This window comes from Streptomyces sp. NPDC038135 (genome assembly GCF_055601245.1).
The window spans coordinates 481,472-500,737 of record NZ_JBVJXS010000002.1; the positions used below are offsets into that span (position 1 = coordinate 481,472).

General features: G+C 72.3%; 17 protein-coding genes and 2 tRNA genes. 15 read left to right on the plus strand and 4 right to left on the minus strand.

All coding sequences use genetic code 11. From position 1 onward, the window contains the following. Positions 1-128: 128 nt before the first annotated feature. From ACZ7JA_RS06475 to ACZ7JA_RS06485, 3 genes are all read left to right on the plus strand, one after another. Positions 129-1,415 (plus strand): glutamate-5-semialdehyde dehydrogenase, encoded by a 1,287-nt coding sequence (locus tag ACZ7JA_RS06475; protein ID WP_351659406.1) that lies wholly within the window; start codon positions 129-131, stop codon positions 1,413-1,415. An 86-nt stretch (positions 1,416-1,501) separates the two neighbouring features. Then, the gene (locus ACZ7JA_RS06480; protein WP_470807482.1) at positions 1,502-2,071 is read left to right on the plus strand and encodes an SCO2584 family spore wall biosynthesis protein; all 570 of its coding nucleotides are present in this window, start codon (positions 1,502-1,504) and stop codon (positions 2,069-2,071) included. 89 nt (positions 2,072-2,160) lie between these two features. After that, a complete protein-coding gene (locus ACZ7JA_RS06485; protein ID WP_351659412.1) occupies positions 2,161-3,231 on the plus strand; it encodes an SCO2583 family membrane protein in 1,071 nt (356 codons plus the stop codon). 43 nt (positions 3,232-3,274) lie between these two features. Here ACZ7JA_RS06485 and ACZ7JA_RS06490 read toward each other — a convergent pair whose 3' ends face one another. After that, positions 3,275-4,405 (minus strand): M48 family metallopeptidase, encoded by a 1,131-nt coding sequence (locus tag ACZ7JA_RS06490; RefSeq protein ID WP_389299544.1) that lies wholly within the window; start codon positions 4,403-4,405, stop codon positions 3,275-3,277. 105 nt (positions 4,406-4,510) lie between these two features. Here ACZ7JA_RS06490 and ACZ7JA_RS06495 point away from each other — a divergent pair, with 105 nt between their 5' ends. From ACZ7JA_RS06495 to ACZ7JA_RS06530, 8 genes are all read left to right on the plus strand, one after another. Continuing rightward, positions 4,511-4,675 (plus strand): hypothetical protein, encoded by a 165-nt coding sequence (locus tag ACZ7JA_RS06495; protein ID WP_351659418.1) that lies wholly within the window; start codon positions 4,511-4,513, stop codon positions 4,673-4,675. Positions 4,676-4,816: 141 nt separating this feature from the next. Next, complete coding sequence (locus tag ACZ7JA_RS06500) at positions 4,817-4,981, plus strand: hypothetical protein (protein WP_351659421.1); 165 nt, start codon at positions 4,817-4,819, stop codon at positions 4,979-4,981. A gap of 56 nt (positions 4,982-5,037) precedes the next feature. Continuing rightward, entirely contained in the window at positions 5,038-5,700 is a 663-nt protein-coding gene (gene nadD / locus ACZ7JA_RS06505; RefSeq protein ID WP_470807484.1) for a nicotinate-nucleotide adenylyltransferase, read from the plus strand. Between the two features lie 16 nt (positions 5,701-5,716). Next, positions 5,717-7,486, plus strand: coding sequence for an LCP family protein (locus ACZ7JA_RS06510; RefSeq protein WP_470807485.1), 1,770 nt, complete (start codon positions 5,717-5,719; stop codon positions 7,484-7,486). A gap of 101 nt (positions 7,487-7,587) precedes the next feature. Next, a complete protein-coding gene (gene rsfS, locus ACZ7JA_RS06515) occupies positions 7,588-8,034 on the plus strand; it encodes a ribosome silencing factor (protein WP_351659430.1) in 447 nt (148 codons plus the stop codon). Next, the gene (locus tag ACZ7JA_RS06520) at positions 8,025-8,699 is read left to right on the plus strand and encodes a histidine phosphatase family protein (RefSeq protein WP_351660170.1); all 675 of its coding nucleotides are present in this window, start codon (positions 8,025-8,027) and stop codon (positions 8,697-8,699) included. The genes rsfS and ACZ7JA_RS06520 overlap by 10 nt, the downstream gene beginning before the upstream one ends. Positions 8,700-8,829: 130 nt before the next feature. After that, a tRNA-Ala gene (locus ACZ7JA_RS06525) sits at positions 8,830-8,902 on the plus strand. 541 nt (positions 8,903-9,443) lie between these two features. Beyond that, positions 9,444-9,677 carry a hypothetical protein gene (locus ACZ7JA_RS06530; protein ID WP_006136074.1) on the plus strand — a complete coding sequence of 78 codons (234 nt, stop codon included), beginning with the start codon at positions 9,444-9,446 and terminating at the stop codon, positions 9,675-9,677. Here ACZ7JA_RS06530 and ACZ7JA_RS06535 read toward each other — a convergent pair. Continuing rightward, positions 9,656-10,897 (minus strand): glycosyltransferase 87 family protein, encoded by a 1,242-nt coding sequence (locus ACZ7JA_RS06535; RefSeq protein WP_450744396.1) that lies wholly within the window; start codon positions 10,895-10,897, stop codon positions 9,656-9,658. The two genes, ACZ7JA_RS06530 and ACZ7JA_RS06535, sit on opposite strands and share 22 nt — an antisense overlap. A 102-nt stretch (positions 10,898-10,999) precedes the next feature. On the opposite strand from ACZ7JA_RS06535, the gene ACZ7JA_RS06540 reads away from it, so the two are divergent. Then, positions 11,000-11,072: transfer RNA gene (locus tag ACZ7JA_RS06540), tRNA-Ala, on the plus strand. Between the two features lie 122 nt (positions 11,073-11,194). Here the strand turns inward: ACZ7JA_RS06540 and ACZ7JA_RS06545 are convergent. Then, positions 11,195-12,805 (minus strand): NADH-ubiquinone oxidoreductase-F iron-sulfur binding region domain-containing protein, encoded by a 1,611-nt coding sequence (locus ACZ7JA_RS06545; RefSeq protein WP_351659436.1) that lies wholly within the window; start codon positions 12,803-12,805, stop codon positions 11,195-11,197. Next, positions 12,802-14,094, minus strand: a complete 1,293-nt coding sequence (locus tag ACZ7JA_RS06550) for a cytochrome b/b6 domain-containing protein (protein ID WP_351659439.1) — start codon at positions 14,092-14,094, stop codon at positions 12,802-12,804. The genes ACZ7JA_RS06545 and ACZ7JA_RS06550 overlap by 4 nt, the downstream gene beginning before the upstream one ends. 427 nt (positions 14,095-14,521) lie before the next feature. Between ACZ7JA_RS06550 and leuS the strand changes: the two genes are divergently transcribed. The 3 genes from leuS to ACZ7JA_RS06565 all read left to right on the plus strand — a co-directional run bounded on the left by leuS (position 14,522) and on the right by ACZ7JA_RS06565 (position 19,202). Further along, on the plus strand, positions 14,522-17,392 hold the full coding sequence (gene leuS, locus ACZ7JA_RS06555; RefSeq protein WP_351659442.1) for a leucine--tRNA ligase: 2,871 nt from the start codon (positions 14,522-14,524) through the stop codon (positions 17,390-17,392). Positions 17,393-17,552: 160 nt separating this feature from the next. Beyond that, on the plus strand, positions 17,553-18,284 hold the full coding sequence (locus ACZ7JA_RS06560) for a hypothetical protein (protein WP_351659445.1): 732 nt from the start codon (positions 17,553-17,555) through the stop codon (positions 18,282-18,284). A gap of 72 nt (positions 18,285-18,356) precedes the next feature. Then, a complete protein-coding gene (locus ACZ7JA_RS06565) occupies positions 18,357-19,202 on the plus strand; it encodes a DegV family protein (RefSeq protein ID WP_351659448.1) in 846 nt (281 codons plus the stop codon). The last annotated feature ends 64 nt before the right edge of the window (positions 19,203-19,266 follow it).

The following is a 19,266-nucleotide window of genomic DNA, read 5'->3' on the forward strand; positions in this document are numbered from 1 at the left end:
GGCGGGCGCCCGGTTCCGCGGCCGGCTTCAGGGGCGCCCTTCAGGGGGCGGCCTTCGTCCCTTTTCGACCCGTCTCGCGGTGTGGGACGACGGCTGAACGGCCCGGCGCCGCGCACTACCCTTCCCCCATGACCACGCTCTCGCCGTACGACTCGATGTCCCCGGTCACCCAGGCCGCCTACCGGGCCAAGGCCGCCGCCGCCGATCTCGCGCCGCTCCCGCGCGCCGCGAAGGACGACGCGCTGCTCGCCATCGCCGACGCCCTGGAGGTCCGGACCGGCGAGATCGTCGAGGCCAACGCCAAGGACGTGGCCAAGGCCCGGGAGAACGGCACCAGCGAGTCCGTGGTCGACCGGCTCACCCTGACCCCCGAGCGGGTCCGCGCCATCGCCGCCGACGTCCGCGACGTGGCGAAGCTGCCCGACCCGGTCGGCGAGGTGGTGCGCGGCTCCACCCTCCCCAACGGCATCGACCTGCGCCAGGTCCGCGTCCCGCTCGGCGTCGTCGGCATCGTCTACGAGGCCCGCCCGAACGTCACGGTGGACGCCGCCGCGCTGTGCCTGAAGTCCGGCAACGCCGTCCTGCTGCGCGGCTCGGCCTCCGCCTACGAGTCCAACACCGCCCTCGTCCGGGTGATCCGGGACGCGGTCGGCGGCGCCGGACTGCCCGCGGACGCCGTCCAGCTCGTGCCCGGCGAGAGCCGCGACTCCGTGCGCGAGCTGATGCGCGCCCGCGGGCTCGTCGACGTCCTCATCCCGCGCGGCGGCGCCTCCCTGATCCGGACCGTGGTCAACGAGTCAGTCGTCCCCGTCATCGAGACCGGCACCGGCAACTGCCACGTCTACGTGGACGCGCAGGCCGACATCGACATGGCGATCGACATCCTGGTCAACTCCAAGGCCCAGCGGGTCAGTGTCTGCAACGCCGCCGAGACCCTCCTGGTGCACCAGGACATCGCCGCCGAGTTCCTGCCGCGGGCCCTCGACGCCCTGGCCGAGGCCGGGGTCACCGTGCACGCCGACGAGCGGGTGCTGGCCCACGCGAAGGACTCCAAGGCCACCGTGGTCGAGGCGACCCCGGAGGACTGGGAGACCGAGTACCTGTCCCACGACATCGCCGCCGCGGTCGTGGACTCCCTGGACAAGGCCGTCGAGCACATCCGGCTGTGGACCTCCGGACACACCGAGGCGATCGTCACCACGTCCCAGCAGGCGGCCCGCCGCTTCACCCAGCTGGTCGACTCCACCACCGTCGCCGTGAACGCCTCCACCCGGTTCACCGACGGCGGCCAGTTCGGCTTCGGCGCGGAGATCGGCATCTCCACCCAGAAGCTGCACGCCCGCGGCCCGATGGGCCTGCCGGAGCTGACCAGCACGAAGTACATCGTCACCGGCGACGGGCACGTACGCCGCTGACCGGGCCTGGCGCGAAGACGTCTCAGCAGGCGGATGAATTTCCGTACCGTCTGCCCAAATTGACCCCCCAGGTCTACTCTGGAGGCGTGCCGGAGGACGTGGGGGGCACGCCGTTCTCGGACGGCCGGGAGCCCGACGACGACCACGACCGCGGGGTGTCGGACGAAGAGTTCGCCTCCGTGGTCTTCGACGAGGCCTTCGTACGGGCGGCCGTGGTGCACGAGCCGACCGCCGTCGAACGCCTCCTGGCCGCCGCCCAGGCCAGAGCCGAGGCCTCCGAGGCGGAAGCCCGCCGGGCCCCCGCCGGAGGCGATCGCTACGACGACGGCTACGGCCTCGACGGCATCGGATTCGGTCATGATCACGACGACGACGAATTCGACGACGACGAGCATGCCCGCGACGACCACCACGGCGCCTTCTGGCCCTACGGCAGGCAGGTCCGCTGGCACCGGCCCGTCGCCTGGGTGCTGGCGCTGGTGATGGGCGTCGGCATGGTGGCACTGGCCTTCGCCGCCGTCTACCGGGGCGCCTCCTCCGGCACCCGCGACCGGCTGCCGCCGCCCGCCTCCACCGGCCTGGAGCAGGGAGCGGCGGCCCGGCCGTCCGCCGACACGGTGCGCCCCGCGGCCTCGGCGTTCCCGCGATCGCCCTGACAGCCGCCCCGCGTTCGTGGTGAGAACCTGTCAGAAGTTGTCGCCCGGCGCGGCGTTTACCGGAGTCCCCCGGAACCCACCCTGAAAGTATGGGCGGGCCTGGAGACCCACCGGAGGGGACACCCGAGGGCGGCCCCGCAGGTGGCGAGGACGAGTACCGATCCGTCGTGTTCGACGAGTCGTTCGTCCGCGCTGCCCGCCTCCAGGAGTACTCCGCGCAGGAGCGCATGACCGACCACGCGCCCGCCGTGCGCCGCCGCCCGCCGCTGCGCCGGGGGCTGACCCGGCAGGCCCTGATCCTGCTCCTGCTGATCGCCGTCGCCTTCGCCACCGCCGTCTACATGGGGGTCCGCCACCCCTACGGCTCCCCGCAGGCCCGGCGCACCGTCGAACCCCTGCGGATGACCGTCATCCCCCTCGTCCCGCGCGGCAGGGTGCCCGGCGCCACGGAGGCCGAGAGCCTGTACGCGCACAGTCCGGCCGCCCACTTCGAGGTCGGCGCGGCCGGGATCCCGCTGCCCGCCTCCCGCGCCACCGCGCACTTCTCGGACAGCCAGGTCACCGCCGCCCTGAGCATCGCCAGGAACTACCTGGTCCGCTCCTCCCTCGACCCCGAAGTGCTGACCGGCCGCCTGGTCCGCCCGGTCAGGGCCCTGCTCGACTCCGACCAGCTCGCCCAGTTCGACCGCGCCTTCGACCACCCGGCGGCCGACGGCCGCCACGCGCCCACCGGCTGGCTGGTCCGCATCGACCCCTCCCGCGCGCGCCTGGCCGACGACCGGATCCGGGCCCAGGGCACCCTGCGGGCCGCCGAGACCGATGCGGCCACCCTGGAGATCAGCGCCGACACGATCTTCGTCTACGCCCTGCGCCCGGCCGGCGCCGCCGCCGACGCGGCCGTGTCCCTCTTCACCGTCCGCCGCGAGCTTGCCTTCCGCTTCACCCGCGACGACCTGCGCGTGGGCCAGGTCCGGCTGGCCGGCTCCTCGACCCAGGCCGGTCCGCTGTCCTGCGCCGAGGACGCCGCCTCCTACCTGCGTCCCCTGCTGTCCGGCCAGACCGCCCGTAGCGGCGGCCCGGCGGGCACCGACCCCTATGCCCCGGGCAGCGCCACGGCCCTGTGCGGCACGCTCGCCACCGAGGCCCAGCCGAAGGTCTGACGCCCGGGCCCGACCTCCCGGGGGCCCGCGGCCGTCGTCCCGGCTACTCCCCGTCCTGCTCGGACGCGCCGTGCGGCCCGTCGGCCGGCCCGTCCTTCGGCCCGGGCCGCGATCCGTCCTTCGGCGGGGCCGGGCTCCGGAAGCCGTCGAAGCCGCGGCGGACCCGGCCGCCGAAGTCGCCGGCGCCCCCCGCGAGGTCCGTGACCAGCTTCATCAGCGGGTCCTTCGAGCTCTTCACATCGCCGGCGTAGCTCGCGGCGGACTCACGGAAGGAGTCCCTCACCGAGGCCTCGCCGTCCTCGCTGCGCCGCGGGTAGTGGCCGTCCATCAGGCGCTGGTGGTCGCGGGACTCGGCCCACTTCTTCAGCTCCGCGGCCCGGATGGTGGCGAACGGGTGCGAACGGGGCAGCACGTTGAGGATCTTCAGCACCGAGTCGCGCAGGTCGCCGCCCGCCTCGTACTCCTCGGCCTGCTCCAGGAACGCGTCCACGTTCATCTCGTGCAGGTGGTTGCCGCCCGCCATCTTCATCAGGCCGCGCATGGAGGCCCGCAGATCCTGGCCCACCAGCAGCCCGGCCCGGTCCGCCGACAGCTCCGACTTGCGGAACCACTCCCGGAGGGCGGTCACGAGCGCCATGATCGCTATGTTGCCCAGCGGTATCCAGGCGACCTTCAGGGCCAGCGTCGTCAGGAACAGCAGGATCGTGCGGTACACCGAGTGACCGGACAGCGCGTGCCCCACCTCGTGCCCGACGACCGCCCGCATCTCCTCCTCGTCGAGCAGCTCGACCAGGCCCGTGGTGACCACGACGACCGGCTCGTCCAGACCGATGCACATCGCGTTCGGCTGCGGGTCCTGCGTGACGTACATCGGCGGGACCTTCTCCAGGTCCAGGATGTAGCAGGCGTCCAGCAGCATGTCGTGCAGGTGCGCGAACTGGCGCTCCGAGACGCGCACCGAGTCGGACAGGAACAGCAGCCGCAGGCTCCGCTCCGGCAGCAGCCCGCTGAGCGCCTTGAACACGGTGTCGAAGCCGCTCAGCTTGCGCAGCGCCACCAGGGCCGAGCGGTCGGCCGGATGCTCGTAAGCACGCGAGGAGATCCCCGGGAAACGCCTGCGCTGCCTGCTCGGCACGCGCTCGTGCCCGGTCTGCTCACGGCCGTCGTCGGACATGTCTTCTCCCCCATGTGCGTGTCGGTGCCCCTGCCGCCCCCCGAGGCGGGGGCCGGCCCGGGCGGAGTTACCGTGGACGGGCAGTACAGCGAAGGAGACCACGTCATGGAGTACCGCCCCCCGGCCGCCTGGCTGACCGAGGCCGCCGGCACCGCCGCCCAGCAGCACGGATCGGGCAACCTGCTCCGGATCGTTCTGATCGTGATGTTCCTCGGCTGCGCACTGACCGCATGGTTCCTGCTGCGCGGCTACAAGCAGAAGGACGACTGACGGGCCGCCGGAGTTCCCGGCCGGCGCCGCACCCGACGCCCCGCGTCCGCCGCGACGGCGGAGTCGGGGTGATCGCCGCCGGGCCGCACGCTTACGATGAGCAGACATCTTCATGCCGCCCACACGCGATAGGTCCTGCCGATGAGCCTCCACCTCGCCGCTGCCCAGCTGGTCACCCTCGCCGCCGAGGGTGAGGAGCACGGTGGCAACCACAACAGCCTGAACCCGGCGGTCACCGGCGGCGGGGCGTTGATCATCCTGCTGCTCCTGCTGTGGATCACCACCCGCTTCAACCGCGACCGCTGAACCGGGACCCCGTCCCCGGCCAGGGCCCACGGACCGGGCCGGTAGGGTCTGCACGCATGGAAGAGCAGGACATGCCCACCGGCCCGGCGCGCACCCCGGCGCCGCGCCCGGGCGACGGCACCGCCCGCGCGGGCAAGCGCCGCCTGGGCGTCATGGGCGGCACGTTCGACCCGATCCACCACGGGCACCTCGTGGCGGCCAGCGAGGTCGCCGCCCAGTTCCACCTGGACGAGGTGGTGTTCGTGCCCACCGGCCAGCCGTGGCAGAAGTCCCACCGGAACGTTTCCCCGGCCGAGGACCGCTACCTGATGACGGTCATCGCCACCGCCGAGAACCCGCAGTTCTCCGTCAGCCGCATCGACATCGACCGCGGCGGCCCCACGTACACCGTGGACACCCTGCGCGACCTGCGGGCCCTCAACCCCGACACGGACCTGTTCTTCATCACCGGCGCCGACGCCCTCGGCCAGATCCTCACCTGGCGGGACTCCGAGGAGCTGTTCTCCCTGGCGCACTTCATCGGCGTCACCCGCCCCGGCCACCACCTGACCGACCAGGGGCTGCCGAAGGGCGGCGTCTCGCTCGTCGAGGTTCCCGCGCTCGCCATCTCCTCGACGGACTGCCGCGCGAGAGTCGCCAAGGGCGACCCCATCTGGTACATGGTGCCGGACGGAGTCGTGCGTTACATCGACAAGCGCGAGCTGTACCGCGGCGAGTGAGCCGAGAGGGGCACCGGTGAACGACCGATACGACGCGGATGACGCCGCCCAGGGCGCCGCCCCGTACGAACTCGTCGGCTACGACGAGTACGGGCAGCCCGTGTACCGGCAGATCCCGGCACAGCAGGCGCCGCAGCACACCTACGACCCGTACGCCCAGCAGGGCTACGGCTACGACCCGTACGCCACGGGCCCCCAGCAGCCGCAGTCCTACGAGCAGCCGCAGTCCTACGACGCGTACGGCGCCGGCCAGCAGCAGCAGCCCGCCGCGCCCTCCTACGACCCCTACGGCTCCCAGACCCCGTACGACCCCTACGGCGGCGCCCAGGGAACCCCCGCCCCGTACGACCCCTACGGGCAGGCGGCGACGAGCGGGCAGCACCCCCGGGTCGCCGAGCAGACCGCCTACATCCCGCAGCAGGCCGGCCCCGGCGGCGCCCCGGCCCCGCGGGAGCCCGAGGCCCCCGGACCGCCCGCCGCCCCCGAACCCCCGGCCGCCGGTGGACAGGACGGCGCCGACGGCCAGTTCGCCTTCGTCGAGGAGCCCGACGGCGACTCCGAGGACGTCATCGACTGGCTGGCGTTCACCGAGAACCGCACCGAGCGCCGCGAGGAGGCCCGCCGCCGCGCGCGCAGCCGGATCATCGCCCTCGTCGTCGTCCTCGCCCTCGTGGCCGTGGGCGGTGTCGGCTACCTCTGGTACGCCGGGAAGCTGCCCGGCCTGTCCTCCTCCGGCTCCGGGACGGGCACGGCGACGCCGGCGGGCGCCCAGAAGCGCGACGTGCTCGTCGTCCACCTGCACAACACGGGGAAGTCCGGCACCTCCACGGCACTGCTGGTGGACAACACCACCACCAAGCAGGGCACCACCGTGCTGCTGCCCAACTCCCTCGCGCTGAGCGGCGACGACGGCTCCACCACGACGCTCGCCAAGTCCGTGGACGACGACGGCGCCTCCGGCACCCGAGAGCAGCTCGACACCGTCCTCGGCACCAGCATCCAGGGCACCTGGCGTCTGGACACCCCCTACCTGCAGAACCTCGTCGACCTGGTCGGCGACATCGAGATCGACACCAACGCCGACGTGCCCGACCCGGACGCCAAGAAGAAGGGCTCCGCCGCGCTGGTCCACCGGGGCAAGGCGCAGACGCTCAGCGGCAAGATGGCAGTCGCCTACGCCACCTACCGCGCGTCCGGCGAGTCCCAGAACGCCCAGCTCGAGCGGTTCGGGCAGGTCATGCAGGGCGTGCTCCGCAAGCTCTCCTCCGAGCCCGCGTCCGCCACCACCACCGTGCAGTCCCTGGCGCAGATCCTCGACCCGCCGCTGACCGACAAGGACCTTGGCGCCTTCCTCGCGGGCCTCGCCGACCTCGCCAAGGGCGGCGACTACCGCACGGCACTGCTGCCCGTGCGGCCCGACGGCACCCTGAGCGCCGCGACCGGCGACAGCGTCGTCAAGGACATCCTCGGCGGCGCCGCCAAGAGCCCGGACGCGGGATCGGCGGTGCGGGTCTCCGTCCAGAACGCCACCGGTGTGAAGGACGACACGGAGAAGGCCCGCGTCGTGCTCCTGAACGGCGGCTTCACCTTCCTCGAGGGCGGCACCGCGTCCGGTTCCCGGACCACCTCCCAGGTGCTCTACGCCGACGCCGCCGACAAGGCGGACGCCGCCGAGGTCGCCAAGACACTGGGCCTGCCGGCCGGCTCCGTGGCCAAGGGCGCGGTGTCCTCCGGAGCCGACGTCTCGGTCGTCCTCGGCGCCGACTACCGGCCCGCCTCCTCCTGACCGCGGCCCGGTCACCCCACGCGATGCCGTAATCGCGTGGGGTGCGCCAGGCGGCTCGTGAGACCCTTGAGGTCAACAGACCGCCGACCGAAAGCCGCGTAGTGACCGCCACCGATCGTTCCCTCGACCTCATCAGCACCGCCGCCCAGGCGGCGGCCGACAAGCTCGCCCACGACGTCATCGCCTACGACGTCAGCGACGTGCTGTCGATCACCGACGCATTCCTGCTGGCCTCCGCGCCGAACGACCGCCAGGTCCGGGCGATCGTCGACGAGATCGAGGAGCGCCTGCAGAAGGAACTCGGCGCCAAGCCCGTTCGCCGCGAGGGCGACCGCGAGTCCCGCTGGATCCTGCTCGACTACGTCGACATCGTCGTCCACGTCCAGCACAGCGAGGAGCGGGTCTTCTACGCCCTGGAGCGGCTGTGGAAGGACTGCCCCGAGCTCGAGCTGCCCGCCGACGCCAAGGCCACCCGCGGCAAGGGCGAGGAGCACGCCAAGCTGCAGGCCGCCGAGGCCGCCGAGGAGCCCGACGGGGACTGGCGGTGAGCGCCACGGGCGAGGTGACCGACCGCACGGGCCGGGGCCGCCGCATCATCCTGTGGCGGCACGGCCAGACCTCGTGGAACGTCGAGCGCCGCTTCCAGGGCAGCACGGACGTCGAGCTGACCGAGACCGGCGTCGGCCAGGCCCGCCGCGCCGCCCGGCTGCTCGCCTCCCTCGGTCCCGACGCGATCATCGCCTCCGACCTGCGACGGGCCGCGGACACGGCCGCCGAGCTGGCCGCCCTCACCGGGCTCGACGTCACCCGCGACGAGGGTCTGCGCGAGACCTACGCGGGCGTCTGGCAGGGGCTGACGCACGACGAGATCATCGCCCGCCACGGCGAGGAGTACGCCGCCTGGAAGCGCGGTGAGGCGATCCGCCGCGGCGGCGGCGAGCTGGAGACCGAGGTCGCCGACCGCGCCGCTCCCGTGGTGCTGCGGCACGCCGAGAAGCTGCCGGAGGACGGCACCCTCGTGGTGGTCAGCCACGGCGGCACCATCCGCACCACCATCGGCCGGCTCCTCGGCCTCGAGGCCCCGCACTGGGAGAGCCTCGGCGGCCTGTCCAACTGCTGCTGGTCCGTGCTCGGCGAGGGTGCCCGCGGCTGGCGTCTGCTGGAGCACAACGCGGGCACCCTCCCGGAGCCCGTGCTCGGCGACGACGACTGAGCGGCCGCCGGACCCGCCGTTCCCCACCCGGGGCCCCGGATTTCACTTTCCGGCAGGTCACAGGCTAAAGTTCTTCTTGTTCGCCCCGCCGAGCGGGGCGAAACACCATGCGGCTCGCCGCGTGGGACAAGGGGCTATAGCTCAGTTGGTAGAGCGCCTGCATGGCATGCAGGAGGTCAGGAGTTCAATTCTCCTTAGCTCCACGGATCGACACTCTGTCGAGTTGTCAGAGATCGGTGATGAGGATCCCGTCCCCCACAGGGGGCGGGATCCTCTGTGTTCCGGCGACTGTCCCGCTGGTCCGGGGCCCGTTCCCGCGGCACCGGCCGTCCGGCTGACCCGGCGGGGTGGAGTTGGGCAGACTGGTCCCGTACCGCCTTGAGTCACATGGGGTCCCACGGGCGTATACCTCCCCGGAGGCGTTCGCGGTGGGCATGCGGACACCGGCCGGCCCGGTCGCCGGGGCCGCCGTGTCCGGACCGGTACCGAGGCGTCGCTGACCGTATTGGCCCGGCCGTGGCAGAATCAAACGGCCGGAGGTGGCGCGGCCCGACGGGAGGAGTAGCGATGCCTGCGAGCATCCTTGGGGAGGTCGGCCACCTCCTCGATGCTGCGTTGATACGGGACACGACCACCCGGCTGAGCTGCCCTTCCTGCGGTTCCGGGCATGTGGCGCAAGTGCTCGGCGACAACGGCGGAATCTCCTACGTGTGCACGGCCTGCGGCCACAGCTGGAGCTGATCGATGGGTGCACACAGGCGGAAGTGCGACTGGTGCGGCAGTGGTACGCCGATCGTCCGTGACATGGAGCCGATCAACCCCGACTACCAGTACTGGTGCGAGGAATGCGCGCGGGCGCTGATCATAAAAGGCGACCCGATCGAGACCTACCGCGAGCTGGAGGGCGAGCCGATCTACGGGCGCCTGCTGGAGGAGCACTGCACGCTCAAGAGGTTCTACTCCTTCGTCACCGCTTGACGTAGCGCCGGCCCCCGAGGTTGCCCCGGCAACGATGTCGGGGTCCGGGCCAGCGCCAGGAACAGCGCGGCGGCCCCCGCGTAGAGGGCCGAGAGCGCCATCTGGGCGCCGTTCTGGTGCAGTTCGGGCCGTGCCGGTCCGTGCGGTACCCACCAGGGGGCGTACGAGCAGAACACCAGGGCCGTGCCGAGGGCCGCCGTCCGGTGGCCGCGCGTCCACAGCAGTAGCACCAGGGGTACGCACCACACCCAGTGGTGCGTCCAAGACACCGGGCTGACCAGCAGCGCGGTGACCGCGCAGGCGCACACCGCCCAGGCCCGCGCCCCACGCAGCTCCGCCCGCACCGCCACCGCGAGCCCCACGGCGGTCACCACGGCCGCCACGGCCGTCCAGACGGCTCCGGGGTCCGGCGTGTGCAGCAGGCGCGCCAGGACCCCGCGCAGGGCCTGGTTGGCGGTGTCCTCGGGCCGCCCGACCCGGTCCGAGCGGAACACCGCGTCCGTCCAGAACCGCCACGAGTCGTACGGCAGGACGGCCGCGGCGAGCAGCGTGGCCCCGGCGAACGCGACGGCCGCTCCGCGCGCGTGACGCAGCCAGGGGTCCCCGTCGCCGCTCCGCAGCCGGGCCACGACCCCCGCGGTGAGCAGGAAGACCGGGAACAGCGCGGGCGTCAGCTTCACCGCGGCGGCGACCCCCAGCCCCGCGCCGGCCCAGCGGCCGCGGCTCCCGGCGGGGTGCCGGGTCAGGTCCCACAGCACCGCCGTGGCGAGCAGCAGGTTCACCTGGCCGTAGCGCACGGTCGTCCACACCGGCTCGCACCAGACCGCCGCCGCCGCGGCCCACAGGACGGTCTCCACGCGCGTGTGGCCGGCGAGTCTCAGGGACAGCCGCACGAACATCAGCAGCAGCACCAGGTTCCCGGCCGTGGCCAGCGTGCGCAGCACCGCGGCGCCCGGCAGCGTCAACGCCGTGAACAGCAGGGCCGCGAAGGGGGGATAGGTGGTGGGCAGGTGCGCGGTGGTCGCCCGCAGCGCGTACAGATCGCCGCCCGCGAGGACGGTGGCGCCCTCCGCCCGGTACACCATCAGGTCGATCATCGACACGTGCGCGGCCCGCTGAGCCAGCCAGAACGCGGTGAACGACACCAGGCACGCGCCCGCCGCCACCGGCACGCGGCACCGGGCTCCGGAGAACGCTGTCAGGGTCACGAAAGCAGACATTAGCCCCCGTACATGAACCAACCGGAAACCGATTTGGTACTGCACCCCGGGGACCGTGTAATGTTGGCGTCGCCGCCGGGGAAACCGGGCGGAACAAAGCAAGGGGCTATAGCTCAGTTGGTAGAGCGCCTGCATGGCATGCAGGAGGTCAGGAGTTCAATTCTCCTTAGCTCCACAGAAATCGAAGGCGGATCATCCGAACGGATGATCCGCCTTCGTCGTGTTCCCGGTCGCTTTCCCCGACACGCGGCGGGGGGCGCCCGGTCCGGACGCCCCCATTCGCGCGCGGCGGTGTCGTCAGCGGCCGAGGGCGCGCCGGCCCCGGCCCTGGGAGAGGACGGGCAGGTTGCGCGACGGCGCCTGGCCGCGGGTGTCCTCCTCGATGCGCAGCGCCAGGGCGGGGCAGCGGCGCACCGCCCGCAGCGCCTTCGCCTCGGCGTAGCGCGGCACCTGAGCCTGCGCCACCGTCGGGAAGCCGTCCGCGCCGAGTTCGAAGACCTCGGGGAGGATGTCGGCGCACAGGCCGTGGCCCCGGCACAGCGTCCAGTCGACGTAGATCTTCTGGCGGCTGCCGCCGGTCTCCTCGGGCTCCGCGCCGCCCGGGATGCCCGTGGGCGCCCTGCCCCCCTCGAAGAGCGGCAGCACGCCCTCCACGGGCCGTCCGCAGCCGTTGCCGAGGACATGCGCGGCCAGGTCGTCGGTGAACGCCTTGATGGTCGACTCCAGGAACATCGCGGAACCGTCGGGGTGCGAACACGCCCCGCGCCGCTTCACGTTCTTCGCGACCTGCTTCAGCGCCTCCAGGGCGGCGGGGCCGCCGCCGTTCAGGATGTCCTCCAGGCCGCGCGCGGCGGCGGGCAGCCCGAGGTAGCAGGGGCCGCACTGGCCGGCGCTCTCCTCGGCCAGCCACTGGGCCACCCGCAGCGACTCGCCCAGCGGGCAGGTCTCCTGGCTGATCGGCAGGATCGCGCCCGCGCCCAGCGAACCGCCCACCGCGTCCAGCGAGTTGCGGGAGACGATCGCCTCGTTGACGGTCGCCGCGTCGATCCACTTGCCGTGGTAGCCGCCGGTCAGCACGCCCTGTGGCACCGGCGGTGCGCCGGCCAGCTGCAGGACGTAGCGCAGCGGCACACCGGTGGGGACCTCGAGCACCATCGGCCGGGCGACCGCTCCGGAGACGGTGAGCATGACGGTGCCCGGCTCGTCGTACAGGCCGGTGTTGCCGTAGCGCTCGGGGCCGATGCGGGCGGCGATGGCGAGCTGCGCGAACGTCTCCGCGTTCGACAGCAGCGTGGGCGCACCGCCCACGCCGCTCTGCGAGGCGCTGATCTTGCGGCCGGGCGGGATCGCCGGGCCGCCGTCGACCGACCGGATCAGCGACGCGGCGGCGCCGGTGACCATCCGGACCGGGTTGCGCTGCACCCAGGCGCGCAGCGCCGACCTGCGGCTGTTGCTCAGACCGCGTTCGGCGAGCGCGGCCTCCATGGAGCGCTGGGTGGACTCCCGAGTCACCCCGATCACGAGCGTGCGGGCGCCGAGCGCCTCGGCGCACAGCAGGGCGCCGTCCAGGATGAGGTGCGGGGCGCGGTTGATGAGCACCGTGTCCTTGCGGCAGGCCGGCTCGTCCTCGCTGCCGTTGACGACGACGACCGGCCGCACCCCGCGCTTGATCGCCGACTCGGCGACCGAGCGCAGCTTCCTGTGGAAGGGGAAGCCCGCGCCGCCGCGGCCCCTGAGGTTGATGCGCTCGGCGAGCTGGGCGAGCTGTTCGCCGCCCAGCGGGTCGAGCGGCCCGTGCACCTTCAGGTGCATGGGCAGGTCGAGCCGCTCCACAAGGTCGAAGCCCGAGGTCAGCTGGGGAAGGCCGACCACGCGGACTTCCGGGACGTCGGGCAGGGCCTCGTTCACCTATAGCCTCCGGAAGGCGTGTTCCAAGGTTCGCCCGAACCCGGCGTGTCGTAAGCGCCGGGGGTTGTTTCGGTGGCGGGACCGCTGTTGAACGTGTCACCCGAGTTGTACGTCCCGTAGGAGGCGTTCGTCTCACCGGTGTCGTACATGTCACGTCCGCCGTATCCGCCGGTGCCCGGATTGCCATAGGCCGGGATGGTGTATCCGGTGTCCTGGAGCGGGTCGTACGCCGACGGCGGGGCCTCGCCGACCGGCGGCGGGGACGGGATCGGCCAGCTCCCCGAGGTGCTGGAGGGGCCGTCGACGCGCGGCATCGCCTCGGTCGCCTGCAGGTCGAAGGGGAGATCCATGCGCGCGGTCCGGTCGGCCCCGAACGGCTGCTGGGGACGGCCCGGTGTGTTCACCGCGCGGTAGGCGGCCGCGAAGCCGGAGGCGGGCTCGGCGGCCGGCGCGGCCGGCGTCTGGTAGAGCGGCGCGGTCCCGGGGCCGGCCGACGGGCCGGCGGGCGACTGCCTCGCCTCGCGCCGGGACTCGAAGCCCGGCAGGGCGGACTCGGCGGCCCGCGAGCGGCTCGCGTCCAGCTCGTCCAGCCCCCGTCGCTCGGAGCTGCCCAGGACGGCGACGAGCCGGTCGGCGACCTTGCGCTTGAAGGGGCGCGGGGCCGAGCGCAGCGCCAGCGCGCCCATCACGCCGAGCAGGGACAGGCTGTAGAGGATCACGAACACCGGCTTGGCCTGGCGACCCGCGTAGAGCCCGTGCACCAGGGCCGCGCACCAGGCCGGATAGGCCAGCATGTGCATCGCCCGCCAGCGGGCGGCCACCGGGGCCGGCGCGGCGAAGTTGCTGCGCAGGGCGCCGGTGACGCCCACGAAGATCATCAGCAGGCCCGCCAGCGAGCCCAGGCCGATGAGGCCGCCGCTTCCGGTGACGCCGAGCGAGAAGGGGATGACCGCGGCGATGAACTTGGTGTGGTCCAGCGCGATCTTGGTGGTGATGTGCAGCAGCAGGAACGCGATGGAGGCGACCGCGGTCGTCCGGTGCACTGCCTGGCCGACGATCCGCTGGCGCGTGTTCAGGAAGATCCGGTCCTGGGCGAACAGCCCCCAGATCACCGAACAGCTCAGCGAGACCAGGGACAGCACGCCCGCTCCGAAGTTCAGGAACTCCTGGAACTGGCTGCCTCCGACCAGCACGACCACGGGTATGAGCAGCAGGACGACGGCGGACGCCACCCCGTAGGCCGACCGGCCCGGTTTGGGGAGCGAGCTGTTACTACGACGAGGGTTCATGGGGGCAACTCCGAGCAGTTTCGGGAAAGCGGTCCCGCTGCCGAACTCTAAGTGGCGCCATACCGATCAGTAGGAGCTTTGAGTTATTGCGTTGTTATCAAAGGACAATGCGACTGGGACGGTGTCCCTTAGTGGCTGTTACGCGAAGTAATCTCTGACCTTGGTTCAGTCGTGGCGGGGCGAAGTGTCATGTCCACCAGGCATACGGAAGCGCGTCGCGGCTTGCTCAAGGGCTGCGGTACCCTAGCGCCATGCGTGCCGTACGCCTCCTGCTTAGCGGGCCGCGCTGATCAGTACCGACCCACCGGTCGAACCGTGTGGTCGGCATCGGCGCGGCGTCCCCTCCTGTGCGAGGGGATTTTTCGTTTCCTGAGTGTCACAGCCGCAGGCAGCGCAGGCAGAGACGATCGATGGAGCTTTGAGGATCATGAGCGAGACGAACCCCGCTGCCACCGCCGAGGTGGCCGCGCCGCACCGCTACACGGCCGCCATGGCGGCCGAGATCGAGGCACGCTGGCAGGACTTCTGGGACGCCGACGGCACCTACGCGGCGCCCAACCCCAAGGGTGACCTGGCCGGTGACCCCGAGCTGGCCGCCCGGCCCAAGAAGTTCATCATGGACATGTTCCCGTACCCCTCGGGCGCGGGCCTGCACGTCGGTCACCCGCTGGGCTACATCGCCACCGACGTCTACGCCCGCTTCCAGCGGATGACCGGGCACAACGTCCTGCACACCCTGGGCTTCGACGCCTTCGGCCTGCCCGCCGAGCAGTACGCCGTGCAGACCGGCACGCACCCGCGCGTGTCCACCGAGGCGAACATGGAGAACATGAAGGCCCAGCTGCGCCGGCTGGGCCTGGGCCACGACAAGCGCCGGTCGTTCGCCACGATCGACCCGGAGTACTACAAGTGGACCCAGTGGATCTTCCTGCAGATCTTCAACTCCTGGTACGACGACGAGGCCGGTGCGGCGCGCCCGATCTCCGAGCTGGTCGCCCGGTTCGAGTCCGGTGAGCGCGCGGTGCCCGGCGGGCGCCCCTGGCACGAGCTGAGCGCCGTCGAGCGCGCCGAGGTGCTGGGCGAGTACCGGCTGGCCTACGCCTCCGACGCGCCGGTCAACTGGTGCCCCGGCCTGGGCACCGTGCTGGCCAACGAGGAGGTCACCGCCGACGGCCGTTCCGAGCGCGGCAACTTCCCGGTCTTCAAGGCCAAGCTGCGCCAGTGGAACATGCGCATCACCGCCTACGCCGACCGGCTGCTGGAGGACCTGGAGGCGCTGGACTGGCCCGAGGCCATCAAGCTGCAGCAGCGCAACTGGATCGGCCGTTCCGAGGGCGCCCGCGTCGACTTCCCGATCGACGGCGAGCGCATCACGGTCTTCACCACCCGCCCGGACACCCTGTTCGGCGCGACCTACATGGTGCTGGCCCCCGAGCACCCGCTGGTCGAGAAGTTCACCCCGCAGGCCTGGCCCGAGGGCACCCACCAGGTGTGGACCGGCGGCCACGCCACGCCCGCCGAGGCCGTCGCCGCCTACCGGGCGCAGGCCGCCTCCAAGTCGGACGTCGAGCGGCAGGCCGAGGCCAAGGACAAGACCGGCGTCTTCATCGGCGCGTACGCCACCAACCCGGTCAACGGCGAGCAGGTCCCCGTCTTCATCGCCGACTACGTCCTGATGGGCTACGGCACCGGCGCGATCATGGCCGTCCCGGCGGGCGACCAGCGCGACTTCGAGTTCGCGCGCGCCTTCGAACTGCCGATCCACTGCGTCGTCGAGCCCACCGACGGCCGCGGCACGGACACCTCCACCTGGGAGGACGCCTTCGCGTCCTACGAGGCGAAGATCATCAACTCCGCCAACGACGACATCTCCTTGGACGGCCTGGGCGTCACCGAGGCCAAGGCCCGCATCACCGAGTGGCTGCAGCAGCGGGGCATCGGCGAGGGCACCGTCAACTTCCGCCTGCGCGACTGGCTGTTCAGCCGCCAGCGCTACTGGGGCGAGCCCTTCCCGATCGTCTACGACGAGGACGGCGTCGCCCACGCGCTGCCCGAGTCGATGCTGCCGCTGGAGCTGCCCGAGGTCGAGGACTACAGCCCGCGCACCTTCGACCCGGACGACGCCGACACCCAGCCCGAGACCCCGCTGTCGCGCAACGAGGACTGGGTCAACGTCACCCTGGACCTGGGCGACGGGCCGAAGAAGTACCGCCGCGAGACCAACACCATGCCCAACTGGGCCGGTTCCTGCTGGTACGAGTTCCGCTACCTGGACCCGCACAACGACCGGCAGTTGGTCGACCCCGAGATCGAGCGGTACTGGATGGGCCCGCGCGAGGGCCTGCCGCACGGCGGTGTCGACCTGTACGTCGGCGGCGCCGAGCACGCCGTGCTGCACCTGCTGTACGCGCGCTTCTGGTCCAAGGTCCTGTTCGACCTGGGGCACGTCTCCTCCGCCGAGCCGTTCCACAAGCTGTTCAACCAGGGCATGATCCAGGCCTACGTCTACCGCGACAGCCGTGGCATCGCGGTCCCCGCGGCCGAGGTCGAGGAGCGGGACGGCGCCTACTACCACCAGGGCGAGCAGGTCACCCGCCTGCTGGGCAAGATGGGCAAGTCCCTGAAGAACGCGGTGACTCCGGACGAGATCGCCGCCGAGTACGGCGCCGACACGCTGCGCCTGTACGAGATGGCGATGGGCCCGCTGGACGTGTCGCGGCCGTGGGACACGCGCGCGGTGGTCGGTCAGTTCCGGCTGCTGCAGCGGCTGTGGCGCAACATCGTGGACGAGAGCACCGGCGAGGTCACCGTCACCGACGCCGAGCCCGGCGAGGAGACGCTGCGCGCCCTGCACAAGGCGATCGACGGCGTGCGCCAGGACCTGGAGGGCCTGCGCTTCAACACCGCCATCGCCAAGGTGACCGAGCTGAACAACCACCTGACCAAGGCCGGTGGCGAGGTGTCCCGCTCGGTCGCCGAGCCGCTGGTGCTGCTGGTCGCCCCGCTGGCCCCGCACGTCGCCGAGGAGCTGTGGCGCAAGCTGGGCCACACCGACTCGGTCGTCCACCAGGACTTCCCGGTCGCCGACCCGCGGTACGTGGTGGACGAGACCGTGACCTGCGTGGTGCAGATCAAGGGCAAGGTCAAGGCCCGGCTGGAGGTGTCGCCGGCCATCTCCGACGAGGAGCTGGAGAAGGCGGCGCTGGCGGACGAGAAGGTCGTCGCCGCCCTGGACGGCGCGGCGATCCGCAAGGTGATCGTGCGGGCGCCGAAGCTGGTCAACATCGTTCCGGCGTGACCGCGTAGCCACGTGAACGCGCCGGGGACCGGGGTGCCGGACACCTCGGGGTAGTCCCCTACGGGCAGGTTCGGGGTTTTTCCGGAACCCCGGGCCTGCCCGCTGCGTTTACCGTGGAGAGCACAGCGGCGAACGCCGCATCGGGCTGAGGAGGAGCGGCATGGAAACAGTGATCACCGTGTTCGCCCTGCTGTTCCTGGTCTTCATCGGGCTCGGCGCGTACGCGACGGTCAAGGCCGTCGGCGCCGCCAAGCGCGGTGTCGACCGCACGATCGCGCAGGCCCGCCGCACGGTCGAGGACCACACACTGCGGGCCAGGTCCATCGCCCAGGTCGGTCCGGCGGGCGAGATCGCCCAGCTGCGGCTCGCGCTGCGCAACTCGATGCGCGCCACCCAGGACGCGCTGCACGCGGGCGTGGCCGAGGACGAGTCGCTCCGGGAGTCCCTCGGGCTCTTCCAGCGGCTCAGCGCGCACGGCCAGGAGCTGGACGCGGACCTCAAGCGGCTGGAGTCCGAGCCGGACCGGGCGACACTCGCCGCGCACCTTCCCGAACTGCGCCGCCGCACGGAGCGGATCACCGACTCCGCGGACTCGCTCCGCTGGGCGGCCCGCGACCGGGCCCACCGCTTCGCGGAGGACGACCTGGACTCGCTGAGTGCGCAGATCGACGTCGAGACGGGCGCCCTTCGGCACTGGACGCACACCGAGGCCCAGCAGGCGCCGCCCCCGTGGCCGGACGCCCCCGCGGCGGCCGACGGCAGCGCCCGGCCCGGACCCGGCCCGCGGGCACCCCGCTCCGACGAGGCGCCGGCACCGGCCGCGCTCACCCCGCCCTCGCCGCGCCCGGCCTACCCCTGGCAGAAGAAACCGCGCCCCGAGAGCACCACTTGACCGGACCGCGCCGGGACCGGAGGACAGGGGCCGGGCTGCCGTAGGGGCACTCCGGCGGGTAACCTCCAGCTCATGTCCCGCCATGTCGCGATCGTCACCGATTCAACGGCCTACCTGCCGCCACGGACGATGGAGCGCCACGGCATCACCGCGGTGCCCCTGACCGTCGTCCTCGGCGACCGGGCGCTCGAAGAGGGCACCGAGATCTCGACCCGCTCCCTCGCCCAGGCCCTGCAGAAACGCCGCCCGGTCACCACCTCCCGGCCCAGCCCGCAGCTGTTCGCGGAGACCTACCGCAAGGTCGCCGAATCCGGCGCGAGCGCCATCGTCTCCCTGCACCTGTCCGCCGAGCTGTCCGGCACCTACGACGCGGCCGTGCTCGCGGCGCGCGAAGCGCCGGTTCCGGTGCGGGTGCTGGACACCGGGATGATCGCGATGGCTCTCGGGTTCTGCGCCCTGGCCGCCGCCGAGACGGCGGAGGCGGGCGGCACCGTGGACGAGGCCGTCACCGCCGCCGAGAAGCGAGCGGCCGGCACCTCCGCCTACTTCTACGTCGACACGCTCGACTATCTGCGCCGCGGCGGGCGCATCGGCGCCGCCCAGGCCCTGTTCGGATCCGCGCTGGCGGTCAAGCCGCTGCTCCAGCTGGAGAACGGCCGCATCGAACCCCTGGAGAAGGTCCGCACGGCGTCCCGGGCGATCGCCCGCCTCGAGGAGATCGTCGCCGACCGGGCGGGCGGCGCCGAGGTGGACATCGCCGTCCACCATCTCGCCGCGCCCGACCGGGCGTCCGCCCTCGCCGACCGGCTGCGGGCCCGGGTGCCCCGGCTGGCCGACCTGCACGTCAGCGAGGTCGGCGCGGTGATCGGGGCGCACACCGGGCCCGGACTGCTGGGCGCGGTCGTCTCACCGCGCTGAGGGGGCGCCGCTCGGCGGTGCGCTCGTGCGGGGTGTCGTCACTCGTGCGGGTGGCGCGGTTTTC